At 67.4% G+C, this 26435-nt stretch carries 26 protein-coding genes and 1 tRNA gene; 15 read left to right on the top strand and 12 right to left on the bottom strand.

The features are described from left to right. Window positions 1–33: 33 nt before the first annotated feature. Window positions 34–639, bottom strand: coding sequence for a dCTP deaminase (gene dcd, locus ACL9RL_RS13460; protein WP_422780778.1), 606 nt, complete (start codon window positions 637–639; stop codon window positions 34–36). 523 nt (window positions 640–1162) lie between these two features. Here dcd and ACL9RL_RS13455 point away from each other — a divergent pair. Further along, entirely contained in the window at window positions 1163–2599 is a 1437-nt protein-coding gene (locus ACL9RL_RS13455) for a hypothetical protein (protein WP_422780777.1), read from the top strand. A 302-nt stretch (window positions 2600–2901) separates the two neighbouring features. Here the strand turns inward: ACL9RL_RS13455 and ACL9RL_RS13450 are convergent, their stop codons facing one another. Beyond that, the gene (locus tag ACL9RL_RS13450) at window positions 2902–3642 is read right to left on the bottom strand and encodes a CHAP domain-containing protein (protein ID WP_422780776.1); all 741 of its coding nucleotides are present in this window, start codon (window positions 3640–3642) and stop codon (window positions 2902–2904) included. A gap of 786 nt (window positions 3643–4428) precedes the next feature. On the opposite strand from ACL9RL_RS13450, the gene ACL9RL_RS13445 reads away from it, so the two are divergent. After that, window positions 4429–4502, top strand: a tRNA-Gly gene (locus ACL9RL_RS13445). Window positions 4503–5188: 686 nt separating this feature from the next. Then, window positions 5189–6565 carry an alpha/beta hydrolase family protein gene (locus ACL9RL_RS13440; protein WP_422780775.1) on the top strand — a complete coding sequence of 459 codons (1377 nt, stop codon included), beginning with the start codon at window positions 5189–5191 and terminating at the stop codon, window positions 6563–6565. A 76-nt stretch (window positions 6566–6641) separates the two neighbouring features. On the opposite strand, the gene ACL9RL_RS13435 is transcribed toward ACL9RL_RS13440, so the two are convergent. Beyond that, window positions 6642–7601 carry an SDR family NAD(P)-dependent oxidoreductase gene (locus tag ACL9RL_RS13435; RefSeq protein ID WP_422780774.1) on the bottom strand — a complete coding sequence of 320 codons (960 nt, stop codon included), beginning with the start codon at window positions 7599–7601 and terminating at the stop codon, window positions 6642–6644. Window positions 7602–7707: 106 nt separating this feature from the next. Between ACL9RL_RS13435 and ACL9RL_RS13430 the strand changes: the two genes are divergently transcribed. After that, window positions 7708–8316 (top strand): TetR/AcrR family transcriptional regulator, encoded by a 609-nt coding sequence (locus tag ACL9RL_RS13430; RefSeq protein WP_422780773.1) that lies wholly within the window; start codon window positions 7708–7710, stop codon window positions 8314–8316. A 99-nt stretch (window positions 8317–8415) separates the two neighbouring features. On the opposite strand, the gene ACL9RL_RS13425 is transcribed toward ACL9RL_RS13430, so the two are convergent. From ACL9RL_RS13425 to ACL9RL_RS13415, 3 genes are all read right to left on the bottom strand, one after another. Then, window positions 8416–8550: a hypothetical protein gene (locus ACL9RL_RS13425; protein WP_422780772.1), complete on the bottom strand. Its 135-nt coding sequence runs from the start codon at window positions 8548–8550 to the stop codon at window positions 8416–8418. Between the two features lie 65 nt (window positions 8551–8615). Beyond that, complete coding sequence (locus ACL9RL_RS13420) at window positions 8616–9506, bottom strand: S1 family peptidase (protein ID WP_422780771.1); 891 nt, start codon at window positions 9504–9506, stop codon at window positions 8616–8618. A gap of 96 nt (window positions 9507–9602) precedes the next feature. Continuing rightward, complete coding sequence (locus ACL9RL_RS13415) at window positions 9603–10589, bottom strand: quinone oxidoreductase family protein (RefSeq protein ID WP_422780770.1); 987 nt, start codon at window positions 10587–10589, stop codon at window positions 9603–9605. Between the two features lie 86 nt (window positions 10590–10675). On the opposite strand from ACL9RL_RS13415, the gene ACL9RL_RS13410 reads away from it, so the two are divergent. The 4 genes from ACL9RL_RS13410 to ACL9RL_RS13395 all read left to right on the top strand — a co-directional run bounded on the left by ACL9RL_RS13410 (window position 10676) and on the right by ACL9RL_RS13395 (window position 14509). After that, complete coding sequence (locus ACL9RL_RS13410) at window positions 10676–11341, top strand: TetR family transcriptional regulator (RefSeq protein ID WP_422780769.1); 666 nt, start codon at window positions 10676–10678, stop codon at window positions 11339–11341. Between the two features lie 148 nt (window positions 11342–11489). Next, a complete protein-coding gene (locus tag ACL9RL_RS13405; RefSeq protein WP_422780768.1) occupies window positions 11490–12485 on the top strand; it encodes an alpha/beta fold hydrolase in 996 nt (331 codons plus the stop codon). A gap of 72 nt (window positions 12486–12557) precedes the next feature. Continuing rightward, a complete protein-coding gene (locus tag ACL9RL_RS13400) occupies window positions 12558–13910 on the top strand; it encodes a sensor histidine kinase (protein WP_422780767.1) in 1353 nt (450 codons plus the stop codon). Beyond that, complete coding sequence (locus ACL9RL_RS13395) at window positions 13907–14509, top strand: response regulator transcription factor (protein WP_422780766.1); 603 nt, start codon at window positions 13907–13909, stop codon at window positions 14507–14509. Before ACL9RL_RS13400 ends, ACL9RL_RS13395 begins: the two co-directional genes overlap by 4 nt. A gap of 96 nt (window positions 14510–14605) precedes the next feature. On the opposite strand, the gene ACL9RL_RS13390 is transcribed toward ACL9RL_RS13395, so the two are convergent. Continuing rightward, a complete protein-coding gene (locus ACL9RL_RS13390) occupies window positions 14606–14974 on the bottom strand; it encodes a DUF2200 domain-containing protein (protein WP_422780765.1) in 369 nt (122 codons plus the stop codon). Between the two features lie 147 nt (window positions 14975–15121). On the opposite strand from ACL9RL_RS13390, the gene ACL9RL_RS13385 reads away from it, so the two are divergent. The 3 genes from ACL9RL_RS13385 to ACL9RL_RS13375 all read left to right on the top strand — a co-directional run bounded on the left by ACL9RL_RS13385 (window position 15122) and on the right by ACL9RL_RS13375 (window position 17246). Further along, window positions 15122–15970 (top strand): MerR family transcriptional regulator, encoded by an 849-nt coding sequence (locus ACL9RL_RS13385; RefSeq protein ID WP_422780764.1) that lies wholly within the window; start codon window positions 15122–15124, stop codon window positions 15968–15970. Between the two features lie 83 nt (window positions 15971–16053). Then, a complete protein-coding gene (locus tag ACL9RL_RS13380; protein ID WP_422780763.1) occupies window positions 16054–16884 on the top strand; it encodes an oxidoreductase in 831 nt (276 codons plus the stop codon). 23 nt (window positions 16885–16907) lie between these two features. After that, window positions 16908–17246, top strand: a complete 339-nt coding sequence (locus ACL9RL_RS13375; protein ID WP_422780762.1) for a hypothetical protein — start codon at window positions 16908–16910, stop codon at window positions 17244–17246. 225 nt (window positions 17247–17471) lie between these two features. Here the strand turns inward: ACL9RL_RS13375 and ACL9RL_RS13370 are convergent, their stop codons facing one another. Continuing rightward, window positions 17472–18278 carry an SDR family NAD(P)-dependent oxidoreductase gene (locus tag ACL9RL_RS13370; protein ID WP_422780761.1) on the bottom strand — a complete coding sequence of 269 codons (807 nt, stop codon included), beginning with the start codon at window positions 18276–18278 and terminating at the stop codon, window positions 17472–17474. A 158-nt stretch (window positions 18279–18436) separates the two neighbouring features. Between ACL9RL_RS13370 and ACL9RL_RS13365 the strand changes: the two genes are divergently transcribed. Beyond that, complete coding sequence (locus ACL9RL_RS13365) at window positions 18437–19036, top strand: TetR/AcrR family transcriptional regulator (RefSeq protein ID WP_422780760.1); 600 nt, start codon at window positions 18437–18439, stop codon at window positions 19034–19036. A gap of 6 nt (window positions 19037–19042) precedes the next feature. On the opposite strand, the gene ACL9RL_RS13360 is transcribed toward ACL9RL_RS13365, so the two are convergent. Beyond that, a complete protein-coding gene (locus tag ACL9RL_RS13360; protein WP_422780759.1) occupies window positions 19043–19516 on the bottom strand; it encodes a DUF6790 family protein in 474 nt (157 codons plus the stop codon). 172 nt (window positions 19517–19688) lie between these two features. Next, window positions 19689–20243 carry a hypothetical protein gene (locus ACL9RL_RS13355; RefSeq protein ID WP_422780758.1) on the bottom strand — a complete coding sequence of 185 codons (555 nt, stop codon included), beginning with the start codon at window positions 20241–20243 and terminating at the stop codon, window positions 19689–19691. A gap of 360 nt (window positions 20244–20603) precedes the next feature. On the opposite strand from ACL9RL_RS13355, the gene ACL9RL_RS13350 reads away from it, so the two are divergent. From ACL9RL_RS13350 to ACL9RL_RS13340, 3 genes are all read left to right on the top strand, one after another. Further along, complete coding sequence (locus ACL9RL_RS13350) at window positions 20604–21053, top strand: Fur family transcriptional regulator (protein WP_422780757.1); 450 nt, start codon at window positions 20604–20606, stop codon at window positions 21051–21053. A gap of 8 nt (window positions 21054–21061) precedes the next feature. Next, window positions 21062–22558: a catalase gene (locus ACL9RL_RS13345; RefSeq protein WP_422780756.1), complete on the top strand. Its 1497-nt coding sequence runs from the start codon at window positions 21062–21064 to the stop codon at window positions 22556–22558. A gap of 181 nt (window positions 22559–22739) precedes the next feature. Next, the gene (locus ACL9RL_RS13340; RefSeq protein WP_422780755.1) at window positions 22740–23222 is read left to right on the top strand and encodes a hypothetical protein; all 483 of its coding nucleotides are present in this window, start codon (window positions 22740–22742) and stop codon (window positions 23220–23222) included. An 83-nt stretch (window positions 23223–23305) separates the two neighbouring features. Here the strand turns inward: ACL9RL_RS13340 and ACL9RL_RS13335 are convergent, their stop codons facing one another. Continuing rightward, window positions 23306–24439 (bottom strand): hypothetical protein, encoded by a 1134-nt coding sequence (locus ACL9RL_RS13335; RefSeq protein WP_422780938.1) that lies wholly within the window; start codon window positions 24437–24439, stop codon window positions 23306–23308. A 282-nt stretch (window positions 24440–24721) separates the two neighbouring features. Next, window positions 24722–26317, bottom strand: a complete 1596-nt coding sequence (locus ACL9RL_RS13330) for a GH39 family glycosyl hydrolase (protein ID WP_422780754.1) — start codon at window positions 26315–26317, stop codon at window positions 24722–24724. Window positions 26318–26435: the final 118 nt, after the last annotated feature.

Below are 26435 nucleotides of genomic sequence, written 5' to 3'. Positions count from 1 at the left end.
AGACTGGCCCGCCGCCGATCGAAACGACGGGACTCAGCTGCCCGAGCGTCCCGCTTCGGTCTCGCCGACGTCGGTCCGGTGGAAGTTGAGGAACGAACGGGAGGCTGTGGGTCCACGCTGTCCCTGATATCTGGAACTGTACTCGCTTGAACCGTATGGTTTGTCCGCGGGTGTCGACAGGCGGAAGAAGCACAGCTGGCCGATCTTCATGCCCGGCCACAGCTTGATGGGCAGCGTCGCGACGTTGCTGAGCTCGAGGGTGACGTGACCGGTGAAACCGGGGTCGATGAATCCGGCCGTCGAGTGCGTCAACAGACCGAGGCGACCGAGCGAACTCTTGCCCTCGAGGCGCGCCGCGATGTCGTCCGGCAGTGAGACCTGCTCATACGTGGCTCCCAGGACGAACTCGCCCGGGTGCAGGATGAACGACTCGTCGGCCGGCGTCTCGATGAGGCGCGTGAGCTCCGGCTGGTCCTCCGCCGGGTCGATGTAGGGGTACTTGTGGTTGTCGAACAGACGGAAGAAGCGGTCGAGCCTGACGTCGATGGACGATGGCTGGATCATCTCCGGCGCGTAGGGGTCGAGGCCGATGCGGCCTGCGTCGAGTTCGGCTTTGATGTCACGGTCCGAGAGCAGCACGGTGCAAGTGTAACGGGCACAGCGGCGCACTCATCGACAATGCGCTGGTTAGAGGACCGCTTGCTGCCAACCGCAACCGGTAGAGCACAATCAGAGCCTCGGAGCGACGCCGGGACCGGGTTCGGTTGATCGGTGGCACCTACCACGCGCCGGGATTCTGGCGCTTGATCTTCATTCGGCGATCATCCTCCGAATTCGTGTCAGCGACACGTTGCAGAATCCGGCCCGGAAGGGCGGCCCTCCGGTACATACCGCGCGATTCGCTGCTTCATCAAATCGGGTATGTGGACAGGATGCGGTATCCCTCCGCTGCAATCTTGCCGGCAGGTCTGACGCACTCGTCCCGCACGCACTGCTGCTCTGCGGAGAGGCGGAGAACAGCCACTGCGATGAACGGTATGGCATATTGGCGTTTCCCTATAGTCAGACGACCGACCGGGCCAGTACCTTTAGCTGAGCCGGCGAGGCGAAACGGTGGTCAGGTTGACCGATGGTGCCTCACGGCCTTCTGAGGGGGAATCACATGTCAGTCACTCGCCGAACACTGATCGCGGGCGCTGGCGCCCTCGTCCTCACGTCAGCATCAAAAGTGCCAATCCCAGAAAGCGCTGCCGCAGCTGTCCCCACGCAGGTGTCCACCGGCAGCATCGACATCACTCCTCCGATTGGCTACCCAATGGCCGGCTACGGAACCAATGCCCCGCGCCTGGCCACCGGCACGAACGAACCGCTTCGCGCACGCTGCACGATCATCTGGGACAACGGCTACCCCAACGTCATCCTCACGGCCGACGTCCTCGGTTTCGGCCCCACAATGCACCAGCAGATCCGAAGTGCCGTCATTGCGCTGGGGGTCACAGGTTCAGACTTCGTTCTCACAGCAACGCACACTCACAACGGGCCAGTCCTCACTGAGAAACTCGACCCATACATTTCTTACAACATGACGAATCTGACCGCCGTGACCGCGTTTTCGAATGCGCTCGTGACGAAGCTCGTCGGCCTTGTGCAATCTGTTCTCGCCGCTCCACGCACAACCTGCTCGCTCGACTACTACGTCCTGGACGAGAACTTCGCCTACAACCGTGAACCTGTGCTCGCAAATGCGCCCGCCAACAACGAACGCGACGTGCCGGTCTTGGTCGCTCGCGATGAAACTGGAACCCCCCGCGCCGTCCTGTTCAGCTACGGATCTCACCCAGTAGCGGCAAGCTCGTTGACTCTCTTCGACCCTGACTACCCCGCACAGGCCATCAAGGAGATCGAAGGCGCATTTGCAGGCGCCTTCGCGCAATTCATGCTCGGACCCGCCGGCGACCAAGACCCGATAGGCAACCGCAACGTCGCAACCGCAGACGCACACGGCAAGGACCTCGGCCTCACCGTAGCTGCAGCAATTGGCACACCTGGCCGAAACGTCACCGGGAACATCGCGACTTCCTACAGCACCGTAGCTCTTCCCTTAGACATCACCAACACTCCCACCAACCTGGCCGCCGTCCGCGCAGCATTTCAGGCGAGGGCGAACAACACAGCTGCGCTGGGGTTCCAACGACGACACGCTGCGACAATGGTCAGCGAAATCGACACGAACTCGTTCGCAACCTCAGTCAGCCTGCCAACGCAGGTGTGGACAATCGGCGGTCTATCCGGCCTCAAAATCGTATTCTGCGGCGGTGAAGTGGTATCCGGCTACGCAAGGTACCTGCGAAACGTATACGGCGGCAGCCAACGACTCTGGTTCAACGCCTACTCAAATGAGGTACCGGCCTACATACCCTCCGATGAGTTGCTCGCTCAGACCGGCTATGCTGCAGGGATCGACAGCGACTACCCCGGAATTGCCGGCGGATCCATGAGCGTCTACCGGTATCTGGGACACTTCCGACGCAAGCCGAACCCGGCGGCGCCGAACGGTGTCGAACAGACGCTACTGAACCACCTGCAGGCGATGCTCTGACAGTGGGCTAGCTGCGACCTCGTCGAGAACTGGGTCGGAGAGACCATCAACGTCGTCCTCTCCCAGATCGGGTTGAACAACGACAGCCCCTCGTGCACAAGCGTCTGTCAGGTGAGGCTGGGTTCGCCCCGCGCGATCCCGAGCGCCATGATGCGCCTCGCAGTCAAAGCGATCCGTTGGAAGTGCACCTAACTCACGACTCGGACCGCCGAACCAGCCTCGGGGCGCATCTCTCGTCACACGGAAGCGCCCCACCGGGTCCAGAAGTGACCGGATTCGGTGGGGCGCTGCAGAACCGTGAACTAGCCAGCCGATGGCGCCTTGATCTCACGGAACGTGCCCAGAGTTCCCGACCAGGCAGGATCCGAGAACGTCGAAACCTGCGTCAGCCCTGCGGCTACGAGATTCTCGACGACCATCACTTCGGACCGCCCGAGGAACCGGTACTCCATGCGCACGTTATCGACGGCTGCGATCATTCCGTTGCCCTGATACTTCCAGTACTGCACGTCTTGCTCTCCCTTGGGTAGTGGTTGGTTTGGTGAAGTTGAACCGGAATAGTCCGGGTAGGCGTAGAGGATCGACGAACTCCATGGCTGCCCATAGGCCTTCACGTACGTCTGGGTGTAGGGAAGCGCCCCTGGGGTGTTCCCCTCGATCGTTGACGCGACTCCGCCGGACACGTTCTCGACGATTCCGATGTGGAATATCCCATTTCGAGTGCCATTGTCCGAATAGAAGATCAGGGCACCGGGAGTGGGAATTGAGCCGGTTCTTCCTCGAGCGTTGTAGAAGTCGTAGATGGCCGTCGAAGACGCGGATTTCGGGCCGTTCTGGTCTCGGATCAACCAACTGACGAACATCGCGCACCAGTCTGTCGACAGCCCCCCGAAATAGGACTGCCATGGACTGCCGGCGAGCTTCGCCCCGATGTATGCGCGAGCCTCGGCTGTGACCGTTGAGGCGCTCCGCGGAGCTGCGTTGGCGGCTACTGCACCGAGAGGAACCGATGCAGCAACGACTCCGACCCCTGCGAGTACCATCAGCGATCGCCTTGTGAACGTTCCGTCTTTCACCTCCCGCAACGGGGAATTGGACGAATCAGGTTTCAATATGCTGCCCCTCACTGAACGGAAACCGCCGCGACTGCGACGACACGAACGGAGCCAATGCCACGCGCCCGAACCGGCTAGTTGCGGCGGCGCAGCGACCCCGAATCGAATCGTGGCAGAACGTCGTGATACTCGTATGTAGGAACATCTGAGGACTGCGCGCACGGTTGAATGCATGCAACACGTGCGCGAATAGCAACGCCGGAATTGACGGCGTCTTGATGCAAGACAGTGAAACTGACTGAGGACTCGCGGGAGTCGCACCATAGCAAACTCGGGTGTTCGACCAGTATCATTCCCGGCGCTCGAACGGCGCATCACAGTGCCCGACTGCACCCCACTCGAACCGCCACCGCGGGGACCGAGACGACAATGCAGGCAAGTACGAGTCTCAGCGCATGAACCGAGTGATCCTCTTCGATCGCGACACAGACGGCGAACCGGATCGCGAATCGAAGACCGAGGCGATCACTCTCGAGTCCGAGCTACTTCCCGTGCAGCTTTCCCAAAGTCGATGAACGCGACTTGGTGCGGAGCGCATCGCCCGAGGGCGCGTTCCCGCCGCCGACTCTCTATCGGACGCACCCCGCCCCCGCGAGCCTGATGTCACTGCTATCCTGAAACTGTTCGATGTTCTGAACGAAAACAGCGAGTTTAGTCCAGATCGAGAACAGGCTTCACCCCTACATCCCCGTCTTTTCAAGGGATGCAGACCACGCGGATGTAGTTCAATGGTAGAACTTCAGCTTCCCAAGCTGATAGCGCGGGTTCGATTCCCGTCATCCGCTCCACTTCTTGATTCAGATCAGGTGAAAGCCCCGGGCCTACAGGTCCGGGGCTTTCTGATTGTTGGCGGCCACCATCCACCTGAACTGAACACCCGCGAGACTCGCGCCAAATCGCGCTTCATAAATGCATATCTTGAATATATGAAGCTTAAGTAGGATCATGATGACAGGGTCCTCTGGTATCGCAATGAAGCGAACCGGCCCGCTGGCATAGCCAGGAAGGAGCTCTGATGACAATCGCATCGCTCAAGGTTCGAGTGATCGTCGCCGAGATGCCGCTGGAGACCATCGCGTGAGCGTCCCTCGAATTCTCGTGACAGAGGCCTTGCCTGCCGCAGCGATTGCTCTTGCGACGTTTCTCGGTTGTGGCGTGCTGGTCGGCTTCTCCTTCGCACTGCTGCACTGGTACGTGCCCGTATTCGCCGCCGTTGCGGGAGGAGCCATTGCTCACCTCATACGCTCAGCGCGTGAACGACGAGCAAATAGCGCTCGTCGAACGTCCGGCGACTAACCGCCCCCGCTTCGAATGGATGCCGCGCCGTGCGTCGTCCGGACCGCATCCCCGGATGCCCACCCGCCGTCCGCGAATCATCCTGCGGAATGACCACCGCGCACTCAGAGGCTGATGCCTCGGCGACCCGCACGAAACTACCGTGGGCATCTCACCCGTGCGTTATGAGGAGCCCGCCGTGCCTTGGATCGACATCGCCGCCATCGTTCTGATGCTCGCCACCCTCGTGGTGGGCATCGCGACTCGACGACGCCGCGCCGTTCCGGTCGTCATCGTCGGATCGACGGCGCTGGTCGCGCTGCTGCTCGCGTTCGTCTTGGAGGGTGCGCGTCCGCAGCTCCTCGCAGCCGCGATCGCCGCCATCGCCGTCGCAGCCGTTGTGCTCTGGACCCGTTCCGGCCGGACTCCGAAGCTCGCGGTCACCGGCGTCGTCGTTCTGGCGTTCGGCCTGGTTGGCATCGCGGCGAGCGCTTGGGCCCTCCCACCCGTGTTCCTGCCGGCACCGACCGGCCAGAACGCCGTCGGAGTCGCCTCGCACGTGTGGACCGACCCCACCCGCGATGCCCGCGGCGGGAGCACCGCGGGACAGGAACGATCGCTGCCGGTCACCGTCTGGTACCCCGCCGCAGAGACCGGACCGCAGTCCTCCTATCTGCCGAACGCTGCGGCCGCATCCGCGCTCACGACGGCCCTGGCGAAGCAATATGGTGCCCCACCGCTGCTGTTCGACAGTCTCCTCCGGGCGAAGAGCAACGCGAGCTGGCAGAGCGCCCCAGTACAGAGTTCCCCAGCACAGAGCCCCGCCGCGCAGGGCACCCGCCCGGTCGTCATCGCATCGCCCGGGTTCGCCAGCACCCGCTGGTTCTTCACCTCGTGGGCGGAGGAGCTCGCCAGCCACGGGATCATCGTGATCGCCGTCGATCACCCGTACGATGCGGCTGCGACCGAGCCCGCGGACGGTTCCATCGCGCTCGACGAGGCCCACACGACCGGCAACGACGCCCAGGACCAGGCCGCCGCCGATCGCGCGGTCGAGATCCGCGCCGCCGACGTGCGCGCCGTCATCGACCATCTGGCGTCCGCTCCCCCGACCCCGGACCTGACGGACGCTGATCTGACGCGCATTGTCGCCGCCGGACACTCTGCGGGCGGCGCCACCGCGATCGAGGCGGCCAGATTGGACCCGCGCATCGTGGGAGTCGTGGACATCGACGGCATGCCCAGGTCCCCGGCCGGCACGAGGCTCACCCAACCGCTCGTGGTGGTCGTCGCGGGCGACATGGATCCGAACCCGGCGTACAACGCCGCCGTGAGCGACCTCCTCGCCGACGAGAACGGCGCCAGCGTGACGCTCGACGGCGTCGCACACCTCGGCATGATGGACGTCGGTCGGCTGATCGCCCCGGTGCCCGGTGTCACCGGCGCCAATGGCCCCGACGGTGCGCGACTCGCAGCCCGCGCAACCCTGGCGCTCGTGACGGCGGCCGGCACGGGAGAGCCGGTCGATGTCGGAGCCCTCGGCCAGTTGGGATCGGTGGCGCCGGCGACCCGCTAGCACTCGCGGATACACGGACCACGGAGGATCCGGAGGACCCGGAGGACCCGGAGGACCGCTCGCACGAGCCGCCCGATCAGGGTCGTGATCGCACCGCGCGAGCTCGCTCAACCAGCTCGGTCGAGACGCGCCACAGCCGCGCGGCCTTCGTGGGATCGAGTGCGTAGGCGGCGACGCCGCGACGCACGGGTGGCTCATACGGCACGGCTTCCTCGCAGTCCTCGAAGTATCGGCCCGTCACCCCGTCGACGAGTGGCGAGGCGGCCAGGAGCACCGAGGTCGCCGCACCCTGCTCGATGCTCTTCTCCGACGTCCCCGTGCCGCCCTTCGGGTCGAAGGCCGATGGCGGGGTCTCCATGTGACGGCCGAGGCCGGTCGCCCAGATGCGCCCGGGATTCAGTGCGTTGACCATGATGTGATCCCTCGCCCACAGTCGGGCGGCCTGGACCGCGAAGAGGATGTTCGCGGTCTTCGACTGCGCGTACGCCGCCCACGGATCGTAGGGTTGCTCGGTGAAGTCCAGGTCGTCGAACAGCACCTCGCCGTTGACATGTCCGACGGAGCTGACCACCACAACACGGGCGCGTCCGGCTTGAACGAGAGCGCCGTGGAGACCGGTGATGAGTGCGAAGTGGCCGAGATGGTTGGTCGCGAACTGCATCTCCCACCCCTCTGCCGTCCGCTGCTCGGGCGTCGCCATCACCCCCGCGTTCGCGACGAGGATGTCGAGCGGGCCCGACCATCCGGCCACGAACGATGCGACCGAGCCCTGATCCGCCAGGTCCAGCACGGCGACGGACACCGCGGGGTTGCCGGTGCTCGCGATGATGTCGGCGGCGACCGCTTGCCCGGCCGTTGGATTGCGCACAGCGAGCGTGACCTCCGCACCGGCGACAGCGAGCGCGCGGGCCGTCTCGACACCGATGCCCGAAGCCGCTCCCGTGACGATCGCACGTTTGCCGGCGAGGTCGACCCCGGCGATCACCTCGGACGCGGTGGAGTGTGCGCCGAATGGTGTGGTGATTTGATCGGTCATGATCTGTTCCTGCTTCCTCGACGCCCTACACTCACAAGTGGAGCCGCATCCACTTAGGGCTTCACTCTAAGCGGAGCCGACTCCACTTGCAAGAGGGGGCACCAACATGACCGATCCGACCAACACGTCCGACCCGACTGGTCCCGCCGACCCGACCGACCCGGGGCTGCGCGCCGATGCCCAGATGAACCGGGATCGCCTCCTCGAAGCATCGGCCGAAGCGTTCGCGCAGACTGGTGCGGACACATCACTGAAGGCCATCGCGCAGCGCGCCGGAGTCGGGATCGGGACGCTCTACCGACGCTTCCCGACGCGCGAGGACCTCATCGAGGCCACCTATCGCAACGAGACGACCAAGCTCTGCCGAAGTGCGGCGACGCTGCTCGAATCGCTCGATCCCATACTGGCCCTGCGCAAATGGACGAACGACTTCATCGACTACATGCTCACCAAGCACGGCATGGCCGATGCGCTTCCCAGCATCCTGGCCGCCCGCGAGGGGCTGCGCGCCAGCAGCCGGAGCATGCTGCACGACGCGATCGAGACGATCCGAACGGCCGGAATCGAGGCGGGCGAACTCCGTGCGGACGTGCCGGCTGAGGACGTGCTCATGGCCCTCGGTGGCATCGCGCTCATCGCGGGAGGCGAACACGATCGCGCCCTCGCGAGCCGACTACTCGACCTCATGATCGTCGGGTTGACCCGGCGCGACTGACGTCGGCCGCGCGATCCGCAGTTCCCGCATCGCCAGCACCGAACCGGTGGTTGGAGCGCCCCCGCTGAAGCAGTGGCGTACGCGGTGAGAATGCCTCGGCTAGAGCACGTGCGGTTCGTAGTCGAAGAACGCCGCTCGGGGCAGCACCTGCTTCTCGCAGAGCCGACGCTTGTCGGCATCACCGAGACGGGACACTTCGGCGGCAGCATCCCAGTTGTCATGGATGTTCGACACCAGCTGGTCGTCGTGGGTGCAAGACAGCAGATCCGTCGTGGCCTCGCTCGATGCGGGCGCAGTGCCTACCCGTTGGCGGCGATGGTCTGCGTGATCCAGTCGCGGTACGCCGTCACGTTCGTGTAGAGGCCGGGGCCCTTCTCGCAGGACGGGCTCTTCGCACCCGGTCCGGAGGTGACGCCGATGAGTTCCCACCGATCGCCGCGACCGCGCTGGATCTGCGGCCCACCCGAGTCGCCGTTGCACGCCATCGCGTCGACCGCGTGGCTGAGGGTGCAGAGGCGCGTGTCACCGGCGAACCCGGGCGCGCACTGCGCAGGGTCGCCGCGGAAGGTGTCGAGTTCGCGGAGCTCGCCGGACATCTTCCATTTGGTGGCGTCGGCATTGGGCTTCGTCACGCCGAAGCCGAGGATCCTCGTTGCGGTCCCAGGGTCCGCGGCGGCTGCCGCGATGCTGATCGGCCGATTCTTGACGGGGTGATCCAGCCGGACGAGCGCGATGTCGTTCTGGTTCGGCTGCCCCTGGGCATACCCAGCATTGACGAACACCTGTGCGATGCTCCGCACGGTTCCGCCCGACACCCGCTTCTCGCTGCCGATGCGCACCGTCCCCTTCGCGAACGATCCGATCTGCATGTCCAGGCAGTGGCCGGCGGTCACGACCCATTCCGGATCGATCAGGGCCGCGCCGCAGTTGCCGTCGGTGAGACCGGCGAGCGGCGCCGTGATCGGGATGCTCGCCATGAACGGATACCGCTCGGACGCCTTCGAGCCGTTGACGATCGACTTGACCGCGACGCGATCCGCAGTTCCAGCACCGCCAGCACCACCTCCCGAGAACGCGCCGGCGGTCAGCGCGATGCAGCAGGCGGCACCGGCGACTGCCGCGACTGCGGAGCGGGTTGCGATGCGACGGAGGGTGGACGTTCTGGCGGGGAGTCTGGGCGTTGAAATCATGCTTCAACGCTAGGAATCCTCGCGGCCGGACCCCATCCGGTCGGCCCCCGAATCGATGGTTAGATCGACCCCCGCTACGCACGGAGCCCGCCCGACTCACACCCCCGTCGCGAGCACGATACGGCCGTCGACGGCCCTCTCCTCCATCCGACTGTGTGCCACGGCGGCCTCCGACAACGGCAGGACGTCGACGACGGTTTCAGCGAGGCCCGCCGCGACCGCTTCCAGAGCCGCTTCGAGCGCGGGACGCACGAACTGCGGGTGAGTGGGCAGGAATGCGCCTGAGTTGAATCCCAGCACCGCGATGCTCCGCAGCCAGAGCTGATTGCTGTCCAACCGGTGCCCCCAGTCCTCGCTCGCATTCCCCGAGGCGATGAGGCGACCGCCGACCTGCATCAGGTCGAGGCTCTGCGTGCGGAGGTCGCCGCCGACCGGGTCGATGACCACATCGAACCGCTCCTCGCCCAGGGCGGCGAGCATATCCGCGGAGTCGACGATCGCGTCGTACGGCAGCTTGGTCGTCGCGGCGGCAGCGAGCTTCGAACCACGCACGGTCCCGACCACCCGCGATGCCCCGAGCTGCTTCGCGATGCCGGCGAACGCGGCGGCGAAACCACCCAGCGCACCGTGGATCAGAACGCTCTCCCCCTCGCGGAGGTGGGCGACGTGCGCCAACGCGACGTGCGCCATCGCGGCGTTCGGGATGGCTGCGACCGCGAGCGCCGGGTCGATGCCGCTGCCCTCGATCGAGACGACCGATGCGGCCGGCGCAACGGACACGGTCGCGTATCCGCCAGTGCCGCCGGCCGACATCGTGACGACCCGCTCACCCGGGGTGAACCCCGTGACCCCCTCGCCGAGGGCGCGGACGGTCCCGGCGACTTCGAGCCCGGGGACGAACGGCGGCTGCGGCATCCCGGCGACGTCCTTGTAGCGGCCCTGCCGGAAGAAGAGGTCGATGAGCCCGACGGCCGAGTGCGTCACATCGATGGAGATCTGCCCGGCGGCCGGGGTGGGATCCGGGAGGGTGACGACCTCGAGCACACTCGGGTCGCCGAACGCGGTTGCCTGCACTGCCTGCATGGGATGGTCCCTTCGTTGATAACGCACCAAGTGATGCGTTAAGCACGAAAGCACATAACGCACCTCGCGTGCATTAACATGGGACGATGGCGATGCAACGAGCTCGATCAAGCGACGCGAAGGCCCAACGCACCGAAGACCTCCTGGAAGCGGCCGAGGACCTCGCGCGCGAACTGGGCGGAGTCCGGCACGTCACCCTGGCCCCCGTGACCGAGCGGGCCGGCCTTCATCGCACCGCCGTCCGCCGCTACTTCACGAGCAAGGAAGACCTGCTGCTCGAACTCGCCGAGCGGGGATGGTCGCAGTGGCGCGAGGCGATCGAGCTCGCCATCGACGGGCGCACCGGGCTGGGGCCGACAGACGTCGCGGACGTCCTCACTCGAACCATCGCATCGCTCCCCGTCTTCTGCGACACCCTGACGCACGTCACCCTCAGCTTGGAGGGCGACGTGCCGATCGAGCGGGCCAGACGATACAAGACGAACGCGTACATCCAGCACGACAGAATCGTGCAGACGGTGACGGCCGCGAGCAGCTTCGACACCGCGCAGGTCACCGCGCTCATCCCGGCGACCGCCGCGCTCGCCGCGAGCTTCTGGCAGGTGTCCAACCCGTCCCCATCGCTCGCCGAACTCTACGAGCAGGTCCCGGAGTGGGGCCACGTCGCCTACGACTTCAGGCCGAAGCTGCGGCTGCTCGTCGAGTCGACGGCCATCGGGCTCGTCCAGACGCTCGCGCGCCGGGACGCGTAGGAGCGGTCGCGGGCGCACCCCGCACCCATGACACGTGTCACCCACACCCGTGACACCACGCCACTTCTGCGCCCGCGGCCGCGCTGCGAGGCTGGTTCCACGCCGCAGACGCCACCCAGACGTTCGGCAGAACGAAACGAGCCCCGCAATGAACACCTCTCCCGAGAATCGCATCGAGGCGCGCACGAAGAAGCGCATGAACAAGCCGCTGAAGGTCACACTGATCGTCATCGGCGCCCTCATTGCGATCCCGGTGCTCGCCCTGGCGACGACGTCCATCGGCAATGCCGTCGCGACGAGTGCCGAGGTGGCCGCGGTGCAGCCCTACGGCGAGAAGGTCCCGGTCGACGGCAAGGAGATGAACGTCGTCGTGAGCGGCACGGGCGACACCACGATCGTGCTGCTGCCCGGTCTCGGCACGGCCGCCCCCGGCCTCGACTTCCAGCCGCTCATCACGCAACTCGACAGCACGTACCGGGTCGTCGCGGTCGAACCGTTCGGCACCGGTCTGAGCGACCAGACGGACAAACCGCGCACCGCCGAGAACATCACCGCGGAGGTGCACGAGGCCCTCCAGCACCTCGGCATCCACCGGTACGTCCTGATGGGCCATTCGATCTCCGGCATCTACGCCCTCACCTACAGCGCCGCGTACGCCGATGAGCTCATCGCGTTCGTCGGGATCGACAGCAGTGTGCCAGGGCAGCCCGGCGCCGACGAACCGATGCCCACCGAGGCGATCGGCACCCTCGGCGCCCTCGGCATCACCCGTCTCCTGGGCGCATCGCTCCCCGACCAGTACGACGGCCTGCCTTACTCCGCCACGGAGAAATCGGACATGAACGCGCTCGCAGCGAAGAACGGCGCCGCTCCGACTCTGCTGGACGAGATGGATCACGCCCCGGCGAACTTCGCAGCAGCCAGCGGCAAGACGTTCCCGAAGGACCTCCCCCTCCTCCTGTTCGTCAACACGAAGGACGACGATGTGGCCGGCTGGGTCGAACTCCACCAGCAGCAGGCCGCGAGCGTCGACAACGGGAAGGTCGTCCTCATCGAGGGCGAGCACTACCTGCACCACCGGTTCTCGGCGGAGATCGCGCAGGACACCGAGGCGTTCCTGTCCGCACTGCCGTCGGCGCAGTAGGCGAAAACGAGACGGCACCGGTGCCCATACCGCGCCACCCCGAGAACACGACGCACTGGATACGCTGAGGCCATGACCGACACCGAACCGCGCTCGACCAGGGGGATCACCGACCTCCGGGTCGTGCGCGGTTCCACCGCCGCCACCCTCGGGGTCGCGGTGGTGATCGCCGCTGGGATGCAGCTCCTCGTGGGGATCGATGCTCCGCTCGGCCAGCGGAGCATCGCCCTCGTTGCGCTGACGGTTGCGGCGGCGCTCGTCGCGCTGACGACCATTCCGCTGCTGTTGCGGGCGCCAGGGCGGGTCGCCCCGCATCATCCGCTCGTCGTCGCATCGCTCGTCCTCGCACTCGGCGTGTGGGTGCTGGCCGTGATCCCGCCCTTCGCCGGCTGGGCGTGGGGGTTCACGCTCGCGCTCGCCGGCGGTGTGCTGAGCTGCCTCGTGCGCGGATGGTGGAAGGCGGTCGTGATCCTCGTCGTCTACGCGGTGATCGGCATTGGCGGTGCGCTCGGAGCGGCGCTCTCCCCCACGACGACCCCCGCACCTGGGTCGACCGGCACCACCGAGGCGACGAGCGACCCGGTCATCATCGGCACCATCTTCCTGTTCGCGTTGATGCCGTTGAGCGCGGTGTGGGTGCTGCAGGTCGTCCTGCGATTCGACCGTGCCCGCCAGACGGCGGCCGAGCTGGCCATCGCGAAGGAGCGGCTCCGGTTCGCGACCGACCTGCACGACATCCAGGGCCACCACCTGCAGGTCATCGCGTTGAAGAGCGAACTGGCGGAACGACTCCTGGCGGAACGACCGGATGCGGCGAGGGCCGAGTTGGCGGACATCCGGGTGATCGCGAAGGAGGCGCTCGACGACACCCGTGCCGTCGTCAACGACTACCGATCGGTGACCGTCGCCGTCGAGGCACGCAACGCTGCCGCTGTGCTTCGGTCCGCCGGCATCCACTGCGAAGCACACCTCGAAGCACCGGGCATGCCGACCGCGGTGGGCGCGGTGTTCGCCGTCGCGATCCGGGAGGCGGCGACCAACATCCTCCGCCACAGTCGCGCGACCGAGGCGACGATCGACCTCATCCAGGAGCGCTCCGACGCGTACCTCCTGACGGTGACCAACAACGCACCCCGCGCGAGGCGTGCGGGCGGGACCGGACTCGCCGGGCTGACCGAACGCGTCGCCGCCCGGCACGGCACGGTTCAGACGACGCAGACCGATGACGCGTTCACGCTGATCGTGCGGGTGCCGGTGACGCCGGGCACTGCGGGCGCTGCGGGTACTGCCGCCGTACCTGGCGCTGGCGCCCCGGGCCGGTCCGCCATTTCGGGCCGGTCCGCCGTTTCGGGCCGGTCCGCCGTTTCGGGCCGGTCCGCCGTTTCGGATGCCCGGACAACCGGGCAGGAAGGGACCGACCGATGATCCGAATCGTGATCGCCGATGACGAAGAACTGATCCGTGGGGCGCTCGTCGCGCTCCTCTCGCTCGAGCCGGACATCGAGGTCGTCGCCGACGTCTCCGATGGGCTCGCCGCCGTCGCCGCTGCCGTCGAGCATCGGCCAGATGTGATGCTGCTCGACCTGGAGATGCCGGAGCTCGACGGCATCGACGCCGCCGAGCGCCTGCTGCGACTGGTGCCGACACAGGCGATGATCGTCACAAGGCATGCGCGGCCCGGCACCTTGAAGCGGGCGCTCGCAGCACAGGTGCGCGGATTTGTGCCGAAGTCGACACCCGCGTCCGAACTCGCCAAGATCATCCGATCCGTCGCCGCCGGCGAGCGCTACATCGACGCGCGACTCGCATCAGCGGCCCTCACCGAGAACGAGAGCCCGCTGACCCCACGGGAGACCGATGTGCTGCGGCTGACCCGCGACGGCCTGCCGACGAAGCAGATCGCCAAGGACCTCTCGCTCGCGCACGGCACGGTCCGGAACCACGTCTCATCCGCGATGGCGAAGCTCAACGCCGACTCGAAGACGTCCGCAGCCGCGATCGCGTGGGAGCAGGGCTGGATCTAGGGTGCTGCACAGTCGGTCGGCGGGTCGGCGGGTCGATGGGCTGACAGGCCGACGGGCCAGCGGTCGGACGCGTGACGGGTCGACTGAGCCGCCGAATCAGATCTTCGGGACCGGCGGCTGGCGCAGGATCGACGTCATCTTCTTGCCCCTGGCGACCTCGTCGACGAGCTTGTCGAGGTAGCGGATCTGCTGCATCAGCGGGTCCTCGATCTCCTCGACCCGCACCCCGCAGATGACGCCCGTGATGAGCGAGGCGTTCGAATTCATGGCCGGAGCATCGGCGAAGAACGTCTCGAAGTCCGCCTCGTCGGCGACCACGCGGGCCAGGGCGTCATCGTCGTAGCCGGTGAGCCAGGTGATGACCTGATCCACTTCGGCTTTGCTGTGGCCCTTCCGCTCCGCCTTCGCGATGTAGAGCGGGTACACACTCGCAAAGCTCGTGGTGAAGATCCGATGCCCCGCCATGTGCCCTCCCGACCACCTCGACGCGTGCCTCGCGCCCTGCGCATCCAGCTTCCCATAGGCGGTCCGCCCGGTCGAGGGGCGTGCCGCGCTGGACCTTCTCCCGGGAGCGCTGGACCTTCCCGCAGGGGGAGGGTCCAGGATGGGAGGGTGCCTCACACCATGACGATCGGCGACTTCGCCCGGGCGACCCGGCTCAGCGCGAAGACCCTCCGCTTCTACCACCAGGCCGGGATCCTGCAGCCGGCCGCGATCGACCCAGCCAACGGCTATCGGCTGTATTCGGCTGAGCAGGTCGTGGACGCCCAGGTGGTGCGGCAGCTGCGCGCCCTCGACGTCCCGGTCGGGACGGTCGGCGAGATCCTCGGGACGACCGATCCGGCTACGCGCAACGCGCTGATCTCCGCACATCTGCAACGGATGGAGGAACAGCTCGAAGCGACCCGTGCCGCCGTCTCATCGTTGCGGAACCTCCTGGGAACACCGTCCCCGCGCATCGCGATCGAGCATCGCAGTGTGCCGGCGACCCCCGTGCTCGTCATCCGGGAGACGATCGACCTCGCCGACCTCGGGCCCTGGTACACGGGCGCGACGTCAACGCTCGAGGTGACTGTGGAGACGTCCGGCCTGCGCCGGGCTGGACCGCTCGGGGGCGTCTGGGACACCGCGCTGTTCTTCCACGAGCGGGGAGAAGCCGTGCTGTTCCTCCCCGTCGACGGGCTGGACGGCCGCCCGAGCACCGAGTGGGCCGGCGCCTCCGGGAACGGCACCGGCAGGGTGCACGCTGAGATCCTGCCGGCCGTGGACCTCGCCGTCGCCGTCCATCGTGGACCGGACGAGACGATCGCTGCGACGTACGGGGCCCTCGGCATGTACGTCGCCCAACATGAGATCGGTGTAGACGGGCCACTCCGTGAGACCTATCTGCAGCAGTCGTCAGCACGATCGCCCGATGTCGTGACCGAGATCGGCTGGCCGATCTTCCGGACCGGACGGTGACGACGCGCTCAGACGAGCGCACGTCCGACGTCGCTACGCACACCGCTTGACCTTCCCCCGACGGGAAGGCCGATGCTGCCGGTATGAACGATTCAGCACACACCACCAGCTCACCCGGCACGCAGCCCGCTCCGTCCTATCCGCCCGCGCTCTCCCTGCACGGTCGACGCGCGGTCGTCGTCGGCGGCACGAAGGGCCTCGGCGCCGCCATCGTGAGCCGCCTCGCCGATGCCGGCGCGCACGTCATCGCCATCGGCCGTTCCCAGCCCGACGAGACAGCTGCCGACTTGATCCTCCGGGTCGATGTGACCGAGCCATCCGCAGCCGATGTCATCGCAGCAGCCGTCGCCGATCAGGGCGGCCTCGACATCCTCGTCCAGGTGACGGGCGGTTCCGCGACGCCGGCCGGCGGGCACGCCACGATGACGGACGCGCACTGGGATGCGGAGCTCGGGCTCAATCTGCTGGCCGCCGTGCGGATCGACCGGGCGCTCTCGCCCCTGCTGCTGGCGAGGGGGAAGGGGGCGATCGTGCACATCGGCTCGATCCAGGGCCGGATGCCGCTGTACGACGGGACCCTCGGCTACGCCGCCGCGAAGGCCGCGCTCCGTGCGTACAGCAAGGGCCTCGCGAACGAGCTCGCACCGCAGGGCGTCCGGGTCAACACCGTCTCCCCCGGGGGCATCCAGAGCGAGGGCGCATTCGCGCTCGCCGCGCGCATCGCGCAGGCGAACGGCGTCGACGAGGCGGCCGGCATGCGGATGCTGATGGACTCCCTCGGTGGCATCCCGGACGGCAGGTTCGCGCCGGCAGCGGAGATCGCGGAGGTCGTCGGATTCGTCGTCTCCGACGCCGCAGCATCGATCATCGGCGACGAGATCACGGTCGACGGCGGCACCGTCACCACCATCTGAACCCTGGAACGGAGCCAACAATCATGACCACACCGGACCTCTCCCCGGCTGTCACCGCCTACTTCGAGCTCATGCGGGAGCCGTCGAAGACCGGCGTCGCAGCCCTGTTCACCGCCGACGCATCGGTCACCGATGACGGGCGCACCTTCACCGGGGACGGCGAGATCCGCGCCTGGCTGGCCGGGCCGGCCAGCGAGTACACGGTCACGCACACCCTCGTCGGGGTGGAGCGGTCGGCTCGGAACACGATCGCCGACGTCCTGCTCGAAGGAGACTTCCCCGGCGGAAGGGTGCTGCTCAGGCACCGATTCCGCGAGGCGGCCAGCGGGCTCATCACCCGGCTCACCATCGCCGTGGAATGACGAGGGCGACGGCGCTCGTGGCCGCGATCGCGCCCGCGCCAGCGCGTCCGCCCGCACGTCCGCCCGCACGAGGGAAGGAGAACCGCCCCGCAGAAGGACGTCCTGCGACGTTTCGTCCTTCTGCGGGGCGGTTCTCCTTGTGCCACGCAGTCCCCCGGTCGGGCGGTTCTCCTTGTGCGGCGCAGTCCCTCGGCCGGGCGGGCCGTCAGTTGCGCGCAGCAGCCGTCAGTTGCGCGCCGCAGCCAACCGCACTTCGCCGAGGAGCCGGGCGCTCGTCGCCGCGATCGCTCGCCGCGGGAGCAGGCGGGTGCCCAGCGCGGTCAACTGGTTCATCCGCCCGGACACGATGCTCGGTCCGCCGTCGGCGCGGTCGAGCGCTCGGAACACGGTGTCGATCACCTGGCCGCTCGTCTGCTTCCGGCCGATCGCCGCCTGCTCGCCCGCTACATCGAAGAACTCCGTCTTGGTCGCACCGGGGCTGACCGCGAAGACCCGGAGACCGGTGCCGCGCGCCTCCGCCCACAGCGCCTCGGTGAAGCTCAGGACGAACGCCTTGGTCGCGCCGTAGACGGCCATGCCCGGTGTCGGCTGATAGCCGGCGGTGCTCGCGACGGTCACGAGCGCGCCCTTCCCGGCGAGCAGTTGCGGCAGGAACACGCGGCTCAATTCGACCAGGGTGCCGACGTTCAGCTGGATCTCCCGTGCGATGCGATCGGGGTCCGCCTCGTCGAACGCGCCGTGGCTGCCGAAGCCGGCGTTGTTCACGAGCGAGGTGATGCGGATGCCGCGCTGCGCGAGTTCGTCGTGGAGTCGCCGCCCGGCGCCGAGCACCCCGAGATCGGCCGGGACGACCGTCACCTCGACGCGGGACGAGGCGCGGAGTTCGGCGGCGAGCGCCTCGAGGCGGTCGGCGCGGCGGGCCACGAGCACCAGATTCGAGCCGCGGCCGGCGAACCGTTTCGCGAACTCGACGCCGAGCCCGGAGCTCGCGCCGGTGATGAGGGTAGTTCCGCCGCGGAGGTCGAGCGTCATGAGTGCGTCCTTCTGTTGATGGTGTTGGGGTTGGCGTTGGGGTGAGCGTGCCGGAGTGGTCGGGTTGGGGATTGCCGACATCCACGATGTTGTCAGTGACATCATCATGCACGCATCGAGCATTGTTGTCAATGACAACATCACGGTATGATCGATGCGTGCCCGATCAGCCCTATCACCACGGCAACCTCCGCAGCACCCTGCTCGAGGCCGCGGCGGCGAGCATCGAACGCGATGGCGTCGACGCCCTGTCCCTGCGGCAGCTCGCTCGCGACGCGGGAGTGAGCCACGCCGCCCCCAGCCGCCACTTCCGTGACAAGCGGGCACTCCTCGACGCGCTCGCCGAGGACGGGTTCAACCGTCTCGCGGACACCCTCGAACACGCCGTGGCGGGCGAGGCGACGACCCCGCGTGAGATGCGCTCCCGCTTCGACGCCCTCGCGAGCAGCTACGTGTCGTTCGCGCTCGCACAGCCCACGCTGCTCACACTGATGTTCGGGCTGAAGCACGCGCCGGACGCGAACGAGACACTCCTCGCCGCCGGCCACGCATCGATGGCGATCACGATGCGCGTGGTCATCGACGCCCAGTCCATTGGCGCGATCATCGACGACGACCCGCAGCGCATCGCACTCGTCGCCTTCGCGACGTTCCACGGCATCGCGACCCTCGCCTCGGGCGGCCTACTCGACGGCGTCCCGGCGGATGCGCTCGTGAGCACGGCCGGCGAGCTGTTCTGGCGCGGGCTGCAGCCCTGACGCCGGTCAGCTCACGAGCGCGCGGACGAGAACTGCGACGGCGAGCGCGACAACGACGACACCGACGATGAGATCGGTCCAGGTCGCGAGCGTCTCCTGCGCGTTCTTGCCGCGCTTCGGCACGTGCATGATGCCGGCGATGAGCAAGAACACGCCACCTGCGAGCCCAGCCGGAAGCGCCCAACCGGACACGAACGCGAGGAGCCCGGCGAGGCCCATCGCGACATTCGCGAAGCCGAGCTCACGCGTGAGCTGCTGCTCCTGGACGCTCGGCGTCGTCGCACCGAGAATCGCGCTCGTCATCCCGTTGCCGGAGACCTGGACGACGCCCGCGACGAGGAGACGGGTCCCGACACCCCAGAACACCCACCACTTGCCGAACACCAACACGGGATCACCGCCGACCGTCGCCAGCTCGATCACGCCGGACGCGATCGGCAGGATCACGGTTTGCAGGATGACGAGTATGAAATAGCCCATGATCGCGGACCTCACAGTCTCTCTGCGGCTCAGCGTAGTGAGCCGGGCGCGGCGGCGCATCCGGTATTTCTCGCCGCACGGCCACACGGCAGAAGGAAAACCGCACCACAGAAGGACGAAACGTCGCAAGACGTCCTTCTACGGCGCGGTTCTCCTGCTGCGGGGCAGCGCGTCAACCGTGCGCGAGCACCTGCAGACCGATGACGATCGCACCGAGGACCACGAGCATCGCGAGGGCGACGAGCTGCTTCCACGCCGCCATCTTCGCGCGTCGCACCGCGAACCAGCCGACGAGGCCGAGCGTCACGAGATACACGATGGACGATGCGCGCAGCGCGGCATGCAGGCTCATCACGTCGGCCCATGCCAGCGCAAGGAGGACGGCCGGGGTGCCGACCGTCGCGAGCGCACCTCCCGCAACTCGGAACATCACACGCCAGGCGGCTGGATCCGGGAACGCGCCGTGGGCGGCGAGGTGGGCGATGATGTCCGACACCAGACCGGCGATCGTGATGCCGACCACCCCGATCACGAGGGTGAAGAGCGCATCGGACGCCGTGTGGTGATCGATCGCTCCGGAGAGCACCAGGACGATCGCGAGACCCGTGAAGCTCGCGTACACCCGTTCCTTCAGGTACTGGGCGATGCCCTGCACATCGCCGGGCTCGAAGCCTTCGCGATCGAATCCGTCACGTCGCGATCGTCTGCTGCCCCGGTCTCGTGTCACCACAGCACCCTATCCGCTCACTCCCGATCCCCCCAGCTCGCGAGGGGAGGCATGCTGCTGCCCGCGGGCCTCCCGGGGGACGATCTGCTTCCCCTCGCGTCCCGGAAAAGACAGGGGCACAGGGCGCAACAGCCCTGGCCCAGGCAGCAGGTGTCGGCTAGCCTCGGGATCGGGTACCCGACCCACAGGCACGATGGCGGATTCAGCCGCACCGACGCGCAAACGGCCGGCACCGCGCCCGACTCTCATCCGAACACCCACCCGACGCACCATCGCTCCGCACCGCGTTCACCTGAACGTCTCCTCCCAGTCCCAACTCCGTAATTTTGAATGAATCAAAATAGTGTTAGGTTGAATGACATGACCCCCACCCCCGTCGAGCAGTTGCGCGCAGCCGATCTGCGCGTCACCGCGGGCAGGATCGCCGTCCTGGAAGCGTTGGACACGCTCCCGCACTCGGACGCCGACTCGATCTATCAGCACGTCCGGGCAAGCCTTCCCGGCACGTCGCTGCAGTCGACGCACAATGCGCTCAGGGACCTGTCCCGGGCCGGACTGCTGCGCAAGATCGAACCGGCAGGTTCTCCCGCGCTCTACGAACGACGGATCGGCGACAACCACCACCACCTCGTCTGCACCGAGTGCGGTGCGGTGGCTGACGTCGACTGCGTGGTCGGTCATGCACCATGCCTGGAGCCGTCGAACACGGCCGGGTACTCGCTGTCGACGGCGGAGGTCACCTTCTGGGGTCTCTGCCCGTCGTGTCAGCAGCGGGCGGCGGAGATCTCGTCACCCGTGGCACACCACTAAGGAGACACATGTCGGAGAACTACACCACCAGTCAAACCGGGTCCCCGGTCGCGAGCGATGCGCACTCGCTGAGCGCTGGGACGGACGGCGCGATCGCGCTGCACGACCGCTACCTGGTGGAGAAGCTCGCCCAGTTCAACCGTGAGCGCATCCCGGAGCGGATCGTGCACGCCAAGGGCGGCGGCGCGTTCGGCGAGTTCGTCGTCACAGGCGACGTCTCCGCGTACACCCGCGCTGCCGTCTTCCAGCCGGGCGCGAAGACCGAGACCCTGCAGCGCTTCTCCTCCGTCGCCGGCGAGCAGGGCTCCCCGGACACCTGGCGCGACGTCCGCGGCTTCTCGGTCAAGTTCTACACGACCGAGGGCAACTACGACATCGTCGGCAACAACACGCCCGTCTTCTTCATCCGCGACGGCATCAAGTTCCCCGACTTCATCCACTCGCAGAAGCGCCTCCCCGGCTCCGGCCTCCGCGACGCCGACATGCAGTGGGACTTCTGGACGCTCTCCCCCGAGTCCGCGCACCAGGTCACCTACCTCATGGGCGACCGCGGCATCCCGCGGTCGTGGCGCCACATGCCCGGCTACGGATCGCACACCTACCAGTGGATCAACGCGGCCGGCGAGCGCTTCTGGGTCAAGTACCACTTCCACGCGCTGCAGGGCAACGAGGAGATGGAGGGCGTCGAGGCCGAGGCCATCGCCGGTGCGGACGCCGACTACTACCGCCGCGACCTCTACGAGGCGATCGAGCGCAACGAGTTCCCGGCGTGGAAGGTCTCCGTGCAGGTCATGCCGTACGCCGACGCCGCCGACTACCGGTTCAACCCGTTCGACCTCACGAAGATCTGGCCGCACACGGACTACCCGCTCATCGAGCTGGGCGTCCACACGCTGAACCGCAACCCGGAGAACTTCTTCGCGCAGATCGAGCAGGCCGCGTTCTCCCCCGCCAACACCGTCCCCGGCATCGACATCAGCCCCGACAAGATGCTTATGGCGCGTGTCTTCTCCTACCCGGACGCCCAGCGGTACCGGGTCGGCGCCAACTACAACGAGATCCCCGTGAACTCGCCCATCGCGCCGGTGCACAACTACTCGCAGGACGGCAGTGCGCGTCACGGCTTCAAGCCGGCCGGCGCACCGGTCTACGCGCCGAACTCGTTCGGCGGACCCGTCGCGGACCCTGCCCGTGCCGGGGAGGGCTCGTGGGAGTCGGACGGCGCGCTGCTCCGCTCCGCCGCTGCACTGCACTCGGAGGACGACGACTTCGGTCAGGCCGGAACGCTCTACCGCGAGGTCTTCAGCGATGCAGCCAAGGCGCGTTTCCTCGAGACGATCACCGGCGCCGTCGGCGGCGTGCAGAGCGCCGAGATCCGTGAGCGTGCGATCGGCTACTGGACGAGTGTCGACGCCGGCCTCGGCCAGGCGCTGCGTGCGAACCTCGAGTCAGGGGCGCCGCAGACGGCCGACGAGGCCGCAGAGTACGTGGGCGTCGCCGAGTAGGCGCACCCTCAGCGCGCGTCGGCCGGCATCGGTCGATCAGCGGTCCGGACGGGTCGGGGAATTCTCGGCCTTCCGGCAGATCGGCCGATGACGGACGACGCGCAAACATGACGATGCCGGGGTTGCAGCCCCGGCATCGTCGTCCGCACCATGCACACCAACCCTTGGACAGGAGGCTCAGATGAGTCACGAACACCACCAACAATACGTCGCCCCGATGCAGCACGCGATGGGAAGCGCCTCGCAGGGTGACATCCTCCGTGAGGCGATCTCGCGGGCAGGCGGAGCAGCATCGGTCCCGTCGTCGGCTCCGCTGGATGCGATGCAGTCGGCGATGGGACGCGAGGGCCAGGTCCGCGCCGCCGTCGAAACGCTCCTGGTCGGCAACATCACCCCGGCGCATCTCGCGCAGCAGTCGACCCGGCCGCGCCGCCTCGCCGACGACGAGTACGTCGCGACGCTCCCGAGCGGCGGCCCGGGGGCGCCGAGTTACATCATCGGTCAGCGTGTCGCCGACGAGCCGTTCTCCCGTGTCGTCCTCGCGTTCGGCCCGGCCGATCGCCCGTGGCAGCGCACCTGGATCCTGGCGGCCGACCGCGGTGCGGAGGTCGACTATCGCCTCCTCGACGACACCTCCTCCACCGGCTTCGCCGCCTCCGCCTAACGCCCATTCCTCTGCCGAGGGGTCGCAAACTGTGGGTGTTTCACGATGACACCCGCAGTTTGTGACACCTCGGCAGAGGAGGGTTAGGGGGCGATGAGGTCTGTCAGGTAGGAGTAGAGGCCGAAGAGGAGGACGGGGACGCCGATGACGAGCCAGAGCCAGTCCGACTTCGGGGCGAGGCGACGGCCGGCGCGCGCGACCCCGCGGGGCGGACGGACGATGCGGGGACCGGCCAGCCCGGCCAGCCCTGCCAGCCCGGCCAGCCCGGCGAGACCTGGCACACCGTCGACGACAGGGGCGTCACCGAACGCCGAGTCGCGCCATCGACTCCACTGATCGGTCTTCTGCGTCAACGCATCGACCACCCCGAACAACCACTCCCACGTCTCGGGATCGAGGGTCGACAGATCCTTGCGCGAGTACAGGAACAGGTGATCGTCGACGATCTCGACGTCGAGTTCCGCCACTCGATCGATGAACCGCGCCATCACATCCGGCGTGAACAGATACAGCGCGTCTGCCTCGTACCCGGCCGGGCAGTACAGCGTGAAGTGCCGGTCGAAATCGCCCTCCAGGCCGAGCTTCTGGCTGGTCGAGAACTCCATCGGCAGGTTCGGCCGCCCGAGCGTGTTGTTACCCTTCGCATCGAGCACGATGTGCGGCAGCTCGACGCCCAGCCGCACCGCGACGTACCCCCACCTGTGCTGCTCGCGGTTCCGGCCCGATCCGGTCGACGACCGATAGTTCGCGATGGACACGGCCGGCCCCGCAGACGACCTCGGTCGGAACACCTCGTCGGATGCGGTCTCCTGATCACCGTTCCCGAAGATCATTCCCGGCAGTCGCGGCCGGTCGACGATCGGCGTGTAGGTCATCCCGTTCGCCCTCGCGAAACGGTCGAGGAGGAACTGGCGACGACCGGTCCGCCGCTGCAGGTCCCGCACGACGACGACCGCCAACGGCACCGCGACAATGGCGTAGACGCCGAGGATCAGCACGATGAAGAACCAGTCGCTGGAATCCGGGTCCGTGAACACCTCACCGATGAACACGATCCAGACGCCGATGCCCGACACGACCAGCAGGAGCAGCGCCCCCACCGAGATGACGCTCCGCAGCGACGGGATGACCGAGGTCGGCAGCGTCTCACGGAAGCGCCGGAGTTGATCGCGGTCGACCGGCGCGGTCAGCGGGCCTGTTTCGAGACCGTCCCCCATGCGCACCCGTCCACCCTAGCGAGCGCGGACGGTCGCAGCGTGGTCCGCGAGGGGAGGCGAAGCGTCGTCCGTGGGCGCTGCGGACGACGGTTGGGCTCCCCTCGCGGAGTGGGTGGGCGCTTCGACAAGCTCAGCGAGCGGGCCTCATGGAGCGGCGATACGACCGGGGTGGGCGCTTCGACAAGCTCAGCGACCGGACCTCACGGAGCGGCGATACGACCGGGGTGGGCGCTTCGACAAGCTCAGCGACCGGGCCTCACGGGGCGGCGATGCGACCGGGCTTCAGGGAGCGGCGATACGGGCGGGGGCCAGCAAGGCCACGGACCAGGGGGCGAGGGTCGTTGCGATGCGGAGGGTGCCGTCAGGCTCGACCGTGTGGGTCGACGTGAGCGTCGCCTCGGCCGCACGACGCAGGGACGCGACATCGGCACGGGACAGGTTGTTCGGGAACCCCAGCCGCTCCCACTCGCGCATCGCCGAACCGTGGTCTGGATCCAGCACCTCGAGCGTGTAGACGGCGCCGGGGCGCAACCCGTGCAGCACGACGTCGAGCGGCTCGTCCCGGCCGGTCGCGAGTGTGCGATCGGCGACGTCGCGCGTGTCGAAGGACGCCGGCACCGACAACCGGACCTCTGGCGGGTAGTGGGTGACGATGGCCGCCACCTCGCCTGAAGCCGAGAACCGAGTGACCGTCGTGCCATCCTGCTGGTGCACGAGCTCGTCCCCGAGCGCAGCGAGCATCCGATACGCGTGCATCGTGGGCTTCGGGATGCCGTGCTGGTTGAGCATCCCGAAGCCGCCGTGGAACGGCTCCTGACCGGCGCCGCTCTCCTCGAAGACATCGGTGAACGTCCAGTAGGCGAGGCTGTCGACAAGGCCGATCGACTGCAGGTTGGCCTGCACGACGTAGGTGGCCGCCTGCGTGTAGTCGTGGGTGTAGTCGCGTGGACTGGAGCTGGAGTTCCACTCGGTGAGGTGGATCTCGGCGTCCGGATACGGGCTCGCGTCCACAAGCGCGCGGAGGGTCCGCAGATCCGTTGGGGTCGCATCGACGCCCCGCGTGAGCTTCCGTCCCTGGTTGTGCTCGTCGAGCGCCCAGTCGGTCGGATACGGGTGGCAGGAGACGAAGTCGACGGGCAGCGACCGCTCGTGGCAGTACACGAGGAAGTCCGCCAACCAGACCGGCTTCCAGTCGAGGGCGTCGAGATCCTCAGCTTCGAGGACGACGGCGTGCTGGGTCGTGTCTTCGGTCTCGCCGTCGAATCTGGCATCCGGCACGAAGTTGCTCGTCGCCGGTCCGCCGACGCGGAGATCGCCCGACACGGCCTTGATCGCCTCGACCGACACCCGGTACAGCTCGAAGTACTCCGCCTTCGTGCCGCGGAAGAAGGGGTCGAGGTTCGGCTCGTTCCAGATCTCGAAGTACCATTCCCGTACCTCCTCGATGCCGTAGCGCTCCACCCAGTGCTCGACGGTCGCCCGCACCAGCTGCGCCCACTTCACGTTGTCGGTCGGCGGCGAACCGTTCGCACCCCACCAGAACACGGTCTTCGTCTCCCTGGCGAGCTCCGGCGGCGAGAACCCGAACTCCACGAACGGCCGCAGTCCCGCATCGAGGACCGCATCGAACAGCAGGTCGACGTACTGGAAGTACGGGGTCACAACGCCGTCGACCTCCCGGTACACGAACATGTCGTCGTGGAAGAGCCCGTGGAACCGCAGGTACTCGAAGCCGCCGTGCGCTTTCGCGAACCGGAGCTGCTCCTGCCAGTCCGCGCGGAGGCCCTCGTTGGCCCGGCCGGCGCCGACGACGCGGTTCCAGAAGTGGTCGAGGGGCTTCGCGTCGAGTGCGCCGCCGAGGTCGAGGGTGAGCTGCATGGCCTGCCTGTCGTTGAAGTCGATGAAGGTGGTGAGGTCGGTGGGTCGGTGGGTCGGTGGAGGTGATCGTGTGAACTGGTCGGCGTCGTCCGTCGGCTGGAAGGAATTGGAGGAATGG

It is taken from the genome of Plantibacter sp. Mn2098, assembly GCF_049319745.1.
Taxonomy (GTDB): Bacteria; Actinomycetota; Actinomycetes; order Actinomycetales; family Microbacteriaceae; genus Plantibacter.
The sequence above is the reverse complement of the archived record's forward strand: the minus strand, read 5'-3'. Positions and strand labels throughout refer to the sequence as shown.